We start from the raw sequence: 14,090 nt of genomic DNA, 5'->3' as shown, positions 1-14,090 counted from the left end.
CTATTGCGTCTTGGCCGACCAGCCGCCGCCCATGGCCCGGTACAGGTCGACCGAAGCGACGAGGATGCGCGTCTTCAGCTGCAGCAAGCCCACGTCGGCGCTGTACAGGGTGCGCTGGGCGTCGAGTTCTTCCAGGTAGGAGGCATAGCCATTGCGGTAGCGGTTGTGCGCGATGCGCAGGGTGTCCGCCGCCGTGGCGCGGCGCGCGTCGTTTTCCACGGCTTGCTGCTGCAGCCGGTAGATGGCGCCCAGGCTGTTCTCCGTTTCGGCGAAGGCGTTGCGCACCACGTTCTCATACGTGTATGCCAGCTGGTCGCGCTGCGCGCCGGCCGCATCGGTCTGCGCCTGTACCCGCCCGCCATCGAACAGGGGGCCGGCCGCCAATGCCGTCAAGCGCCACAGGGCCGTCGGCGCATGCAGGAAATCGGTGAGTGTTGTGGCTTGCCCGCCGCCCGCCGCCGTCAGCTTGAACGAGGGCAGCAGCTGGTCGCGCGTGGCGGCCAGACTGGCGTTGGCGGCCGCCAGGTTGTGTTCCGCGCGCGCGATGTCGGGCCGTCGGCGCAACAGTTCGGACGGCAGGCCGGCCGGCACGCCCGGCGCCGCCAGCTCGGCCAGCGGCAAGCCGCGCGCGATGGCGCCGGGATTGCCGCCGACGAGGATCGCCAGCGCGTTTTCCTGCTCAAAGATCTGCCGCTGCAGCTGCGGCACCTGCTCGGCAGCCGCATGGTATTCCGATTGCGCCTGCAGCCATTCCAGGCGCGAGCTGTAGCCCACCTCGAACTGCTTGCGCGCCAGCTCGCGCGACTGTTCGCGCAGCTGCAGGGTCGATTGGGTGAGCGCCAATTGCGCGTCGAGTCCCCGCAGATTCAGGTAACTGGTCGCCACGCTGGCGGCGATCGACAGGGCCGCCGCATCGAGACTGGCCTGTTCGGCGCGATAACTCTCGCCGGCCGCGTCGCTCAGATTGCCCAGCCGGCCCCACACGTCGATTTCATAGCTGGCCTGCAGTTCGGCCTGGAAGACATTCGTCACATACGGCTTGCCGCTCGACGCCAGGGTGCGCGTGCGCGTGGGCGAACCGTCAAAGGCCAGGTTCGGCGCGCGGTTCGCATCGGCCTGCGCCAGGCGGGCGCGGTATTCCTGCACGCGGGCACGCGCCACGCGCAAGTCGCCATTGCGCGCCAGCGCCTCGCCCACCAGATCACTTAAAACGGGATCGCCGAAGGCCTGCCACCACAGCTGCTCGACATGGGCGTCAGTCGCCGCAGGCGCACCGGCCGCCTGCGCGCGCCAGCCGGATGGCAGTTGCAGGGCCGATACGGGCTGCGGTGGCGCGTTGGCGGCGCAGCCCGCCAGCGCCAGCACGCCGGCCATCAGCCATACGCGGCGCTTCATGGCTTGGCTTTCTTTGGCGGCGGCGGCGGGGGCGCCGGATTCTCCGCCGAGTCGTTCAGCACGGCGGACGTGTCGACGCTGACCACCACCGACATGCCCGGCACGAGGCGGCGCGCATTCGCCTGCCCCGCATCGATGCGGATGCGCACGGGAATGCGCTGGGCGATCTTGAGGTAATTGCCCGTCGCGTTATCGGCCGGCAGCACGGAAAATTCGGAACCGGTGGCCGGCGAGATGCGCTCCACCTGGCCCGTCAGCACGGCGCCGTCAAGCGCGTCGACGTGGAAGGTGGCGCTCTGCCCTTCCTGCACGCCGTTCATCTGCGTTTCCTTGAAATTGGCGATGACCCACATCTGGCGCGGCACCAGCGCCATCAACTGCGCGCCCGAATTCACGTACGCGCCCTGGCGCACCGTCACCTGGCCCAGCTGGCCGTCGGAAGGCGCCACGATGCGCGTGTTATCGAGGTCGATCTTCGCCGCCTTGACGGCCGCCTGCGCGTTGGCCACGGCCGCTTCCAGGGCCTGCTTGTTGACCACCACGCTATGCACGCTTTGCTGGGCGATGTCGAGATTGGCGCGCGCCTGCGCCAGCGCCGCCGCCATCTGCGCCTGCGTGGCGCGTGACTGGTCGTGTTCGCGCTGCGACAGCGAACCGTCAGCCACCAGCTGCTCCACGCGATTCAAATCGGCGCTGGCCTTGCGCGCCTGCGCTTCCGCGTTGGCCAGCGCCGCCTCGCTGACGGAAATGCCCGCCTGCGCGCTGGCCTTCTGCTGCGCCCAGTTCGACAGCGCCGCCTGCTGCGCCGCCAGCTGGGCCTGCGCCTGCTCGTAGCGCTGCTGGTAGATGCGGTCGTCGATGCGCACCAGCAGCTGGCCCTCCTTGACATCCATGAAGTCCTGCACCGTCACTTCCACCACATAACCGGACAGCTGCGTGCCGATGATGGTCACCTGCCCGCGCACGGTGGCGTTTTCCGTCGTCACGATAGGGCTGGTGAACGGCGGCAAACGCCACGCGTACAGCACGATCAGTACGCCCACCAGGGCCACGGCGGCAAAGGCCAGCGCGGACAGCCACTGGTGGCGCCGGTCCGGCTGCGCCATGGAAGGGGCGGCCGGTGCGGGTGCGGTGGGAGGTACTGGCGGCGTCGTGTTATTTTCTGTCATTGCTCGGTTCCGAATTGGTAATGGGGACGATGGCCATGGCCGTCTGCGCATCGCGCACGGGGCCGACCAGGCGACGCGCGCCGGTGGTGATGCGGGTCCAGGACTGGCTGACCAGCATCCAGATCAAGGTGGCGATGGCGACGCCGGCGATCATCAGGAAAACATCGTTGTAAGCGAGGACATTGGCTTCCCGCGTGGCGATGGCGCCCAGGCGCGCCACGCCCTGGGCGCTGCGCAGCGCCGGGTCCATCAGCACGCCGCCATAGCTTGCGGCGCCCGACTGCACGCGCGCGGCCACCTGCGGGTCGAGCATGGTCAGGTGCTCGACCAGGTAGCTGGAATGGTATTTTTCGCGCGCCGTCTGGATGGTGCCGACGATGGCCGAGCCAAGGAGGCCACCCAGGTTCTGCGTCATGGTAAACATCACGGAAAAACTCACCAGGTTGCGCGGTTCGGCGATCACGGCGCCCATGCCGGCCACCATGGTGGGACCGAGGAAATACGTGCCGCCAAAGGCCAGCAGGAACTGGCTGACATACATGTTGACGGGGCGCGTCTGGCTGGTGGCGTGCGCATCGATCAGGGCGCCGGCGGCGATCAGCAGCAGCGCGAACATCAGCGAGCGATTGAGGGTGGCCGGATTGATCGTCAGCGCGCTGACCACCAAACCTGCCACGCTGCCCAGCAGCACCACGATGAACAGGTGCTGCATCTGGTCCGTGTTCAAGCCCAGCGCCTGCAGGAAGCCGACCGCCCCCGTCGATTCGGACAGCACGATGCGAAACAACAGCACCGATAAAAACAGCTTGGCGATCTTGCCCGTGGTGAGCCAGCGCGTATTGAGCAGCGGACGCGCGCGGTTATGCTCAATGGCCAGCGAGGCGGCGATCAGCACGATGGAACACGCCAGGCACACGCCCACCCACTCGGACTCCATCCACCACGCCGTGCGCCCCTGCGCCAGCACGGCGCACAGCAGGGCCACGCCGGGCGCGAACAGGATGAAGGTGAGGAAGTCGAGCGGCTCGAACGTCTGCACGCGGTCGCCGGGCGGCAGTTTCAGGGCCAGCACGCAGCCCAGCGCCAGCAGGGCCAGTCCCAGTTCGAACAGGTACAAGCCATGCCATTCGCCGATCTGCAGCAGTTCGGAGGTGAAGATGCGCGCCAGCGGCAAGGCCAGCTGGGCAAAGCCCAGGCCCAGCACCACGCCCTTCAGGCGGTGCCGCGCGGGAAACGCCTGCAGGGTGTAGTACAGCCCGAGCACGCCCAGCGCGCCGCCCACCATGCCATGCGCGGCGCGCACGGCGATCGCCGACGGCAAGGTATTCGCATACAGGTGGGCGAACGTCACCAGCGCATACAGCACCAGGAACGCTTCCGTAAACAGGCGCAGGCCGAATTGCTGGCGGAACTTCACCAGCAGCAAATTCATGGAGACGATGGTCATCACGTAGGCGGCCGGCAGCCACTGCATCTGGTAGGCATAGGCGGCCAGCGAACCTTGCAGGTTCAGCAGATTGGCCGTCACCAGGCCGTTGCCGAGTCCCCCCGTCAGCGCGACGATCAGGCCGACGATGAAATACGCGACACGCTTGGGCGTCGAATGTTCGGGCATCGATGGCGACCCGGGCAAGGTCGGGCGTTCGCCCGGCCCCCAGGTGCGAGGTGTGTACTTGTCCATGCGGTAATCGCGATCCGGTTTGCTGAAGCCGTTCTTTGCTGGTGTTATAGAAATAGTTGCAAATGAACAGTTCTAGTCAGCAGCATATCACCGCAGGACGTTTTCATTGTTTACATTGTTGTATGGCGTTGCGCATGCAGGGCAAACAGGGTAGGCAACGGGACCGACGGGTCCCGTCCATGCGCTGACGCAGCCACTTACACCCGCGGCGGATCCGTTTCTCGCGCGAACGCCCGGTGCGCGGCCAGCGCCTTTTTAAAGGCCGCCACGGCTTTCACCACGTCGCTGGAAGGCGCGACGATGACGGCAGGGTCCGGCTTGCCATCGGGCAGGGCCGCCGGCACGCCAGCCTTGTCCAGCAAGCCCTTGCCCGCGCCGATGGCCAGCATCGGCTTGCAGTGACGGTATTGCAAGCGCAGGAAGTCGAGCGCGTTGGCGTCGTCGCCCAGTTGCTGCACGGCCCCCTGGCCGTCGGGCACCACGACGGCGTCGAACAGCACGGACGGTCCCGTTTCGAGCGAGATTTCCACGTCGAGCGGCGCGCCGCCGCTGGTGTCGACTTTCCCCAGGAGGCTGCCGACCAGGCGCGGCACGGCGCCATCGGACAGCAACGCGGCATAGATGTGGCGCACCTGTGCGCCATCGCTGCCCGGCCCCACCAGGATGGCCACGCGCAAGGTATGGATGCCCGTCTTGCCGGGGCGGAAAAAGAGCGACAGCGCTGGCGATGGCGGATACGTAGGCATGGGCAGCATGGAGGCGAGCGGCATGGCCGGTGGCAGGGCCAGGCCCAGCGCGTCGGCCAGGCGCTGCGCCAGCGTCTCATCGACATTGCGCAGCATGGCGACGATGCGCTTGCGGATGACCACCGTCTGCACCTTGCTCAGTTCAAAGCGGAACGCATGCACAATGTGCTCTTGTTCGATAGGCGTCTGGCTGATCCAGAACAGGCGCGCCTGCGCAAAATGCTCGGCGAATTTCTCGGGCTTGCCGCGCACCTTGTCGCCTTCGGTCGGCGCGGGAAAGCTGTTGAACCCCTTCGCGCCCGCCTGGAACGGACAGCCGCCCGCCAGCGAATTGGGTTCGTACGCGACCCGGCCACGGTTGATGGCCTGGCGGTGGATGCCGTCGCGCTGGTTGTTGTGCAGCGGCGCCAGCGGAGCATTGATGGGGATTTCATGGAAGTTGGCGCCGCCCAGGCGCGTGATCTGCGTGTCCACGTACGAGTGGATGCGCCCCTGCAGCAGCGGGTCGTTGGAAAAATCGATGCCGGGCACGATGTGCGCCGTGCAAAAGGCCACCTGCTCCGTCTCGGCGAAAAAATTGTCGGGATTGCGGTTCAAGACCATTTTCCCGACGGGGACCAGCGGGACCAGTTCTTCGGGGATCAGTTTGGTGGGATCGAGCACGTCGAAGGGAAACGCTTCCGCCTGCGCTTCCGTGAAGACCTGGAAGGACAATTCATATTCGGGATACTCGCCGCACTCGATGGCTTCCCACAGGTCGCGCCGGTGGAAGTCGGAATCGGCGCCGCTGATCTTGACGGCTTCGTCCCACACGAGCGAATGTGTGCCGGCCATGGGCGACCAGTGGAATTTGCAGAACACGGACTGGCCCTTGGCATTCACCAGACGGAAGGTATGCACGCCGAATCCCTGCATCATGCGAAAACTGCGCGGGATGGCGCGGTCGGACATGGCCCACATCAGCATGTGCGTGATTTCCGGCGACAGCGAGGCGAAATCCCAGAAGGTGTCGTGCGCGCTGGCCGCCTGCGGCATGCCGTTGTGCGGCTCGGGCTTGACGGCGTGGATCAGGTCAGGGAACTTCATCGCATCCTGGATGAAGAAGACGGGGATGTTATTGCCGACCAAATCCCAGTTGCCCTCGTCCGTATAAAACTTCACGGCAAAGCCGCGCACGTCGCGCGCCGTGTCGGTCGAACCGCGTTCGCCGGCCACCGTGGAAAAACGCACGAAGACGGGCGTGCGCTTGCCCGCCTTGGCGAACGGCGCGGCGCGCGTCAGCTTGCTTTGCTCCTTGTAGCATTCGAAATAGCCGTGGGCGGCCGAACCGCGCGCATGCACGACGCGCTCGGGGATGCGCTCATGGTCAAAATGCGTGAGCTTTTCACGCAAAATAAAATCTTCCATCAGGGTCGGGCCGCGCAAGCCCGCCTTCAGCGAGTTCTGGTTGTCGCCCACGGGCACGCCCTGGTTGGTCGTCAGCACGCAGCCGCTGTCGTCGCTGCGGGCGCCATCGAGGGAAACGTTACGCGCATTCTCGCCCAGCGCGGGCTGGCCATCGCCGGTCTTCGGAGAAGGTATCGTTTCGCCCGTGGTACTGGCCGTGGCCAGCGCTTCGCCGGCCGCCACATGCACGCCTTCGGCCGGCGTGCGCGCCGCCTCGCCATACTGGCCCGCCTCCTTGGGATTGTCGGCCATGGCGGCGGCCAGCTGCTGGCTGGTGGCCGTCTTTTGCAGCAGCGCGCGGGTCATGTCATTGTCCGCGCCCAGGCTGTGCGGCGCACTGCTGTCGGATGGGCCGGACATGCTGCTCAAAACGGAACCCGCACCGTCCGTGGACGGCGTTTTCTTGTTGGTAGCCATTACATCTCCTGTGAGTAGTTTGCCCCGGGAAGTAACGCTACAACTCCCTCATTCAGCGTACGAACAGGGCAATCAAAATAATGATGGGAATAGGTATGCCAATCAACCACAACAAAATGGAGCGCATCTTCACTCTCCTTTACTGCTTGCTACTACCTTGTGCGCGTGGGCGCTGCTCCGGCCCGCCATGAGGGCAAACCGGGCCAGCGCCCACGACAACTACCTTGCCGGACTGCGTAAGCTTATTTACGCGAACCCAGCAGCTTCGACAGGCCATAACCGGCCGCCGCTGCAATCAGCAGCGACATGGCCGGGCGTTCGCGCACATAATCGCGGCCCGTCTCGCCAGCGCGCTGGCAGGCGGCGCCCAATTGCTTGCCGCGCGCCATCAGGCGTTCGGAAGCCTTGCTGACGCTGTCGCTGACCTGCTCGATGCGCTCGCCCACCTGGTCCACGCCGTCATGGGCGCGCGTGGCGACCTTGTCGGCCAGGGGCTGGGCCTGGCTAGCCACCTTGTCGATGGTGCGGTGCAATTCCTGGCGGGTATCCTGCACGGTGCCGTTCATATCGGAGCTGGTTTTTTCAATCGCGTTCATGGTGGTTTCCTTAACAGTGAATAATTTCAACCATGCTCGATGCCGTGACCGAATCATGATTCTCCTCGCTTCGGGGAAAAAGAAGCGGCTAAACGCTGCCGGGCTGAGCCATATCAAATACGGGATCAGCAGCAAGCTGTTGGCACTACCTTAACCGCGCCCGCCGTGCGCCACCGTGCGCTGCCACACCTTGAAGCCAGACTTAAATGCCTGTTGGCAATAACAATCCCCGCCAGCCTGGTGAGTCCAGCGAGGAATCCAAACATGTATGGATTTTTAACGTGATTTTCCGCATAATTGCGAGAGGCAATATCCATACATATAGACAAAATGTCCAAATCAAAAGCCATACAAGAAGAAAGCCAGGCCAGTGCGTGGATCACGCCATTCGTGCAGCACGGCGGCCCGCGCTATCTGCAGATCGCCGACATGCTCGAGCGCGCGCTGTCCGACGGCAGCCTGCGCCCGGGCGACCGCCTGCCGCCGCAGCGCCGTCTGGCGGCCCTGTTCCAGATCGACCTGACGACGGTGACGCGCGCCTACGACGAGGCCAAGCGCAGGAATCTGCTGGAAGGGCAAGGCGCGCGCGGCACCTACGTGGCCGCGCCGAAGGTGGAATTGACGCAGATGCTGGACCTGAGCATGAACATCCCGCCGCCGCCCGCAGGCGTGGATTTCGACGACCTGCTGAAACAGGGCGTGGCACAGGTGCTGATGCGCACGGACAGCGATCTGTTGATGAGTTATCACCTGGGCGGCGGCGGCAAGGCCGACCGCGCGGCGGGCGCCGCCTGGCTCGCGCCCATGTTCGACCACGTCGAGGCGGAACAGGTGGTGGCCTGCCCCGGCGCGCAGGCGGCGCTGGCAGCGCTGATATTGACCCTGAGCCGGCCCGGCGACAGCATATTGACGGAGCCAGCCGTGTATCCGGGCTTGCGCGCGGCAGCGGGGCAGCTCAATCGCAAGGTCATCGTCGTGGAAACGGACGCGGACGGCATGCTGCCCGATGCGCTGGAAAAAGCCAGCCGCAAGCACCGTGCGCGCCTGGTCTACCTGAATCCCACCCTGCAAAACCCCACCGCACACACCATGCCGGTCGCGCGGCGCCTGGCCATCACGCAGGTGGCCATACGCTGCGGCATGCATATAATCGAGGACGACCCGTACTGGCTGCTGGCCTCCGATGCGCCGCCGCCGCTGGCTCATTACGCGCCGGGCAACGTGTCGTATATCGCCACCCTGTCGAAATGCCTGGCGCCCGGCTTGCGCATGGCCTACGCGCTGGTTCCCGACGCGCAGCTGCGCGAGCGCTTCGTGCAGGCCCTGCGCGCGTTTTCCCTGATGGCCACGCCCCTGACGACGGCGCTGGCGACGCAATGGATACACGACGGCTCCGCGCACGCACTGCTGGCCGGCGTGCGCAGCGAAGCGGACGTGCGCCAGGACGTCATCCGCACCATCCTGACGGGCACCACTCACCCGCGCAGCGACGGCATCCATGTCTGGTTTTCACTGCCCAGCTACTGGACCTCGCGCGAACTGGCCGCCACCGCCCGCGCCCAGGGCGTGGCCGTGACGGCCTCGGACGCCTTCCACGCCAGCAAACCACCGAACGCCATCCGCATCTCGCTGGGCAGCATCCGCGACCGCGCACGCCTGGCCAGCGCCTTGAAAAAACTGTCGCTGCTGCTGGCGCACAAGCCGGTGGCGCACCAGGAGTTCGTCATTTAGGCGCCAGATGACCGCGCCGGCGCAGGCTGGCGGGGAACAAAGCTTCAGACGAAAAAAAACCACCGTTTGAGCGGTGGTTTTTTTCTACTGCGAATACTTGGTGCCGTTGGCCGGAATCGAACTGGCGACCTTCACATTACGAATGTGCTGCTCTACCAACTGAGCTACAACGGCGAAGACCCACATTCTACAAACAATGCACAAAATTTGCTAGTGTCAACGCGAACTTTTTTGCATTTTTTTAGCGGCCCGGCTGCGGGCCGCTGAAAATCGCGGAAAAGTGCGGCTTTTATTCCGCGTGGTAGGCCGTGACGCGGGCCACTTCGTCTTTCGAGCCGAGGAACACGGGCACGCGCTGGTGCAGCTTGTGCGGGGCGATGTCCATGATGCGCTGCTGGCCGTCGGTGGCGGCGCCGCCGGCCTGCTCGACGATGAAGGCCATCGGATTCGCTTCGTACATCAGGCGCAGCTTGCCCGGCATCGAAGTGTCGCGCAGGTCGGCCGGGTACATGAAGATGCCGCCGCGGTTCAGGATGCGGTGCACGTCGGCCACCATCGAAGCGATCCAGCGCATGTTGAAGTTGGTGCCGCGCGGGCCCGTGTCGCCGGCCAGCAGTTCGTCGACATAGCGTTTCACGGGCGGATGCCAGTGGCGCGCGTTCGACATGTTGATGGCGAACTCCTTCGTCGTTGGCGGAATCTGCATATTGCATTGCGTGAGGACCCACGAACCCATTTCACGGTCCAGGGTAAAGCAGTTCACGCCATTGCCGAAGGTCAGCACCAGCATGGTTTGCGGACCGTACACGGCGTAGCCGGCGGCGACCTGCTTGGTGCCCGCCTGCATGAAGTCCTGCTCGGTCGGCTGCCCCATGCCTTCCGGCGCTTTCAGTACCGAGAAGATGGTGCCGATCGAGACGTTGACGTCGATGTTCGACGAGCCATCGAGCGGGTCGAACAGCAGCATGTATTCGCCCTTCGGATAGCGGTTCGGGATCGGGTGGATCGATTCCATTTCTTCCGACGCCATGGCCGCCAGATGGCCGCCCCACTCGTTCGCTTCGAGCAGGATCTCGTTGGAGATGATGTCGAGTTTTTTCTGTACTTCGCCCTGCACGTTTTCCGTGTCGGCCGTGCCCAGCACTTCACCGAGGGCACCCTTGCCGACGGCGTGGCTGATGGTTTTACAAGCGCGCGCGACAACTTCGATCAGCAGGCGCAGTTCGGCCGGAATGCTGTTGTTCGAGCGCTGCTCTTCAACCAGGTATTGCGTAAGACTGATGCGTTTCATGAAACCCCTTAGTTAGTGTTTTAAATACGTCTCGTGCGGTGACTGTCGGCTTACGCGCCGTTGGCGCCAAGCCGACCTACGAAATCATGACGCCGTGTAAATCCGACATGCATTCAGTTGGCCAGCGCCTTGCTGACCACTTCCATCACGTCATTCGACAGGCTGGCCTGGCCGGCGACCTGCTCCAGCGCCGTGCGCATGTGGTTTTGCAGTGCGGGCACATAACGGCGCCAGCGGTCCATCGAGCGCACCAGGCGGGCCGCCACTTGCGGGTTCAGGGCGTCGAGCGCGATGACTTGCTCGGCCCAGAAAGCGTAGCCGCTGCCATCAAACGCATGGAACTGCGATGGATTGCCATTGGTGAAATTGAAGATCAGGCTGCGTGCGCGGTTCGGATTTTTCAAGGTGAAGGCCGGGTGCGTCATCAACTGGCGCACGGCTTGCACATCGGTCGTTGGCGCGGCCGCCTGCATGGCGAACCACTTGTCGATCACCAGCGCTTCGTTCTCGAAATCGGTATAGAAGCTGGTCAACGCCGCCTGCGCATGCGGCTGCGAGCCGGAATGAATCAGTGCCGCCAGCGCCGCGGCGCGGTCGGTCATGTTGCCGGCATTGTCGAACTGCAGCCGCGCCAGGTCCAGCTCCGCCGCCCCGGGCGCGATCAACAGATACGACAGGGCCAGGTTTTTCAACGCCCGCTTGCCGGCCGACAGGGCGTCAGGGCTGTACTCGCCCGGCGTCTGGTTGGCGTGGTACTGCGCCAGCAATTCGGGCTTCAAGGCTGCCGCGATGGTCGTGCGCATGAACTGGCGCGCCGCGTGGATCGCTTGCGGGTCGACTTGCGCCATGCGCTCGGCGATGATGGTTTCCGATGGCAGGATCAGGGCCAGCTCGCGGAAGGCAGGATCGAGCGTTTCATCGGCCAGCAAGGCGCGCTGCGCGGCGATGAAGGTCTCGTCCAGCGCCAGGGTCGCTCCGGCGGCGACGGCGCCGGTGAGTTTCAGCAAGCGTTCCATGGCCAGGCGCTGGCCCGCTTCCCAGCGGTTGACGGGATCGCTGTCATGGCGGAACAGGTGCAGCAGCTGCGCATCGGTATAGCCGTACTCCAGCACCACGGGTGCGGAAAAATCGCGCAGCAGCGATGGCACGGGCACCTCTGGCACCTGGGTGAAGCGGAAGGTTTGCGACGCCTCGGTCAGTTCCAGCACGACGCTGGTGGCGCCGTTCGACGCCACGCCATCGACGTGCAGCGGCAGGTCGCTGCCATCGGCAGCCAGCAAGCCGACGGTGACGGGAATGTGGAATGGCAGTTTTTTCGGCTGGTCCGGCGTGGCCGGGCAGCTTTGCGCCAGCGTCAGTTCAAACGTCCGGCTGGCGGCGTCATAGCGCGTGGAAGCGGTGACGACGGGCGTGCCGGCCTGGCTGTACCAGCGCTCGAACTGGGTAAAGTCGCGGCCATTCGCGTCCGCCATGGCGGCGCGGAAGTCGTCGCACTGCACGGCCTGGCCATCGTGGCGTTCAAAATACAGGTCCATGCCCTTGCGGAAACCGTCGCGGCCCACCAGGGTCTGATACATGCGCACCACTTCGGCGCCTTTTTCGTAGATGGTGACCGTATAAAAGTTATTGATCTCGACGAAGGAATCGGGACGCACGGGATGCGCCATCGGACCAGCGTCTTCGGGGAACTGCGCCTGGCGCAAGGTGCGCACCTGGTCGATGCGCGTGACGGCGCGGCCCGTGTCCGTGCCGATCATGTCGGCCGAAAATTCCTGGTCGCGGAACACCGTGAGGCCTTCCTTCAGCGACAGCTGGAACCAGTCGCGGCAGGTCACGCGGTTGCCGGTCCAATTATGGAAGTACTCGTGGCCCACCACCGCTTCGATACCCGCGTAATCGACGTCGGTCGCCACGCGTGAATTAGCCAGCACGTACTTGGTATTGAAGATGTTCAAACCCTTGTTTTCCATCGCGCCCATATTAAAATCGCCCACGGCGACGATCATGAAGCGGTCCAGGTCCAGTTCCAGGCCGAAGCGCTCCTCGTCCCAGCGGATCGAGTTTTTCAACGACTGCATGGCGTAGTCGGTTTTATCCAGGTTGCCCTCTTCCACCCATACCTGCAGCAGCACTTCGCGGCCGGATTTCAAGGTGTAGCGCTCTTCCTGACACACCAGGCGCGCCGCCACCAGGGCGAACAGGTAGGACGGCTTCTTGAACGGATCTTCCCACTTGGCGTAATGGCGTCCGTCACCGAGGTCGCCCTCCTCGATCAGGTTGCCGTTCGATAGCAGCACCGGATACTTGTCCTTGTCGGCGCGCAGCATGACGGTGTACCTGGCCATCACGTCCGGGCGGTCCGGGAAGAAGGTGATGCGGCGGAAACCTTCCGCTTCGCACTGCGTGAAGAAGTTATAGTTCGACACATACAGGCCGGACAGCGAGGTATTGTCTTGCGGCGCCAGCACGGTCTCGATCTCGAGCAGCACCTCGTCCGGCGCCTTGGGAATGGTCAGCATGCCGGCCGTCAGCTTGTACTGCGACGGTTTTAGTTCCTTGCCATTCAGGCGCACCATCACCAGGTCGATGTGTTCGCCGTGCAATTCGATACTGCGACTGGTACTGGCGGGGTTATGGCGCATGTGGATCCGGCTCGCCACCACTGTGCGGGCGGGATCAAGATCGAAACCAAGTTCGACGCTGTCGACCAGGAAGCTGGGCGGCGTGTAATCTTTGCGGTAAATCGTCTGAGGGCTGTCTGTGCGCATAGGGAATGGGTGGGAGCGGAGGCAAAAGCCTATTTTACCAACACCAGCCCCCCGATAGTCGCGATTCAGCTCAGGAATGTTGGATTCCCTTACACGCCGACATACCAGGTAACATTCTGTAATAATGCATGGAAACAAATAGAACTATTCTTATAATACTAAGCGATGAATTGTGTCTACTATCAGGAGGTCATGCAATGAAACGTTATCTCACCATCATGATGGCCGCATTGACCGTGTTGCTGACCGGATGCGCCACCACCATACGCAGCGATGTGACCGTCTTCCACGAGTGGCCTGCGCAATTGCAGGACAAATCGTATGCGTTTGAAGCGCCAGCGGCGGAAAACGACACGCTGGAATACCGCAGCTACCAGAACCTGGTGCGCGCGGAACTGGCCAAGCACGGCTTCGGCGAAGCTTCCGGCCCAGCGGCAGCCAATTTGCGCGTGGCGATGCATTTTTCCACCGTCGACTATCCTGAGCGCGTGCTGCAAGCCACCGACCCGTTCTGGTATGGCCCCGGCTACTGGCCTGGCCGCTACGGCTATCGCTACGGCGCATGGCCAGGCTATGGCCGCTTCGGCTACAACCCTTACTGGTATGGTCCGATGGATGTCGAAGAAAGCGTGCGCCATAAATACGAACGCGAACTGCGCGTGACGATCAATGACCGCAACGGCAAGAAACTGTACGACGTGACCGTGCAATCGACCAGCAACAAGCGCGCCACGTCGCAAGTGATGCCGGCCATGGTGGCCAGTGCCTTTGCCGACTTCCCCGGCCAGAGCGGCGTACCCCGGAAAGTCGAAGTCAAAATCGAGTAATGACGTTGCAATGTAAAAAAACC

Annotated in this window: 9 protein-coding genes and 1 tRNA gene; 2 read left to right on the top strand and 8 right to left on the bottom strand. The window is 63.9% G+C overall.

The genetic code is table 11. The annotated features are described in order from the left end of the window. From KY494_RS23035 to KY494_RS23015, 5 genes are all read right to left on the bottom strand, one after another. Positions 1 to 1,395 carry an efflux transporter outer membrane subunit gene (locus tag KY494_RS23035; protein ID WP_219888367.1) on the bottom strand — a complete coding sequence of 465 codons (1,395 nt, stop codon included), beginning with the start codon at positions 1,393 to 1,395 and terminating at the stop codon, positions 1 to 3. Then, positions 1,392 to 2,564 carry an HlyD family secretion protein gene (locus tag KY494_RS23030; RefSeq protein ID WP_258194377.1) on the bottom strand — a complete coding sequence of 391 codons (1,173 nt, stop codon included), beginning with the start codon at positions 2,562 to 2,564 and terminating at the stop codon, positions 1,392 to 1,394. The genes KY494_RS23035 and KY494_RS23030 overlap by 4 nt, the downstream gene beginning before the upstream one ends. Beyond that, entirely contained in the window at positions 2,551 to 4,245 is a 1,695-nt protein-coding gene (locus tag KY494_RS23025; protein WP_219888366.1) for an MFS transporter, read from the bottom strand. The genes KY494_RS23030 and KY494_RS23025 overlap by 14 nt, the downstream gene beginning before the upstream one ends. A gap of 197 nt (positions 4,246 to 4,442) precedes the next feature. Further along, the gene (locus KY494_RS23020) at positions 4,443 to 6,854 is read right to left on the bottom strand and encodes a catalase (protein WP_219888365.1); all 2,412 of its coding nucleotides are present in this window, start codon (positions 6,852 to 6,854) and stop codon (positions 4,443 to 4,445) included. A gap of 242 nt (positions 6,855 to 7,096) precedes the next feature. Next, entirely contained in the window at positions 7,097 to 7,450 is a 354-nt protein-coding gene (locus KY494_RS23015; protein ID WP_219136591.1) for a YqjD family protein, read from the bottom strand. Positions 7,451 to 7,780: 330 nt separating this feature from the next. Here KY494_RS23015 and KY494_RS23010 point away from each other — a divergent pair, with 330 nt between their 5' ends. Continuing rightward, positions 7,781 to 9,181, top strand: a complete 1,401-nt coding sequence (locus tag KY494_RS23010; RefSeq protein WP_219888364.1) for a PLP-dependent aminotransferase family protein — start codon at positions 7,781 to 7,783, stop codon at positions 9,179 to 9,181. Positions 9,182 to 9,279: 98 nt separating this feature from the next. Here the strand turns inward: KY494_RS23010 and KY494_RS23005 are convergent. From KY494_RS23005 to pepN, 3 genes are all read right to left on the bottom strand, one after another. Further along, positions 9,280 to 9,355, bottom strand: a tRNA-Thr gene (locus tag KY494_RS23005). Positions 9,356 to 9,470: 115 nt separating this feature from the next. Then, the gene (locus KY494_RS23000; RefSeq protein ID WP_219888363.1) at positions 9,471 to 10,472 is read right to left on the bottom strand and encodes a class 1 fructose-bisphosphatase; all 1,002 of its coding nucleotides are present in this window, start codon (positions 10,470 to 10,472) and stop codon (positions 9,471 to 9,473) included. 113 nt (positions 10,473 to 10,585) lie between these two features. Next, positions 10,586 to 13,240 carry an aminopeptidase N gene (gene pepN, locus KY494_RS22995; RefSeq protein WP_219888362.1) on the bottom strand — a complete coding sequence of 885 codons (2,655 nt, stop codon included), beginning with the start codon at positions 13,238 to 13,240 and terminating at the stop codon, positions 10,586 to 10,588. 197 nt (positions 13,241 to 13,437) lie between these two features. On the opposite strand from pepN, the gene KY494_RS22990 reads away from it, so the two are divergent. Next, the gene (locus KY494_RS22990) at positions 13,438 to 14,067 is read left to right on the top strand and encodes a DUF4136 domain-containing protein (protein WP_219132904.1); all 630 of its coding nucleotides are present in this window, start codon (positions 13,438 to 13,440) and stop codon (positions 14,065 to 14,067) included. Positions 14,068 to 14,090: the final 23 nt, after the last annotated feature.

The organism is Janthinobacterium sp. PAMC25594 (assembly GCF_019443505.1).
GTDB lineage: Bacteria > Pseudomonadota > Gammaproteobacteria > Burkholderiales > Burkholderiaceae_D > Janthinobacterium.
This window is presented reverse-complemented; position numbering and strand designations above follow the sequence as displayed.

Excerpts from the sequence above, each read along its gene's own strand:
- KY494_RS23030 (WP_258194377.1), bottom strand. The coding sequence starts at position 2,564 with ATGACAGAAAATAACACGACGCCGCCAGTACCTCCCACCGCACCCGCA.
- KY494_RS23010 (WP_219888364.1), top strand. The coding sequence starts at position 7,781 with ATGTCCAAATCAAAAGCCATACAAGAAGAAAGCCAGGCCAGTGCGTGG.
- KY494_RS22990 (WP_219132904.1), top strand. The coding sequence starts at position 13,438 with ATGAAACGTTATCTCACCATCATGATGGCCGCATTGACCGTGTTGCTG.
- KY494_RS23025 (WP_219888366.1), bottom strand. The coding sequence starts at position 4,245 with ATGGACAAGTACACACCTCGCACCTGGGGGCCGGGCGAACGCCCGACC.
- KY494_RS23035 (WP_219888367.1), bottom strand. The coding sequence starts at position 1,395 with ATGAAGCGCCGCGTATGGCTGATGGCCGGCGTGCTGGCGCTGGCGGGC.
- KY494_RS23000 (WP_219888363.1), bottom strand. The coding sequence starts at position 10,472 with ATGAAACGCATCAGTCTTACGCAATACCTGGTTGAAGAGCAGCGCTCG.
- pepN (WP_219888362.1), bottom strand. The coding sequence starts at position 13,240 with ATGCGCACAGACAGCCCTCAGACGATTTACCGCAAAGATTACACGCCG.
- KY494_RS23020 (WP_219888365.1), bottom strand. The coding sequence starts at position 6,854 with ATGGCTACCAACAAGAAAACGCCGTCCACGGACGGTGCGGGTTCCGTT.
- KY494_RS23015 (WP_219136591.1), bottom strand. The coding sequence starts at position 7,450 with ATGAACGCGATTGAAAAAACCAGCTCCGATATGAACGGCACCGTGCAG.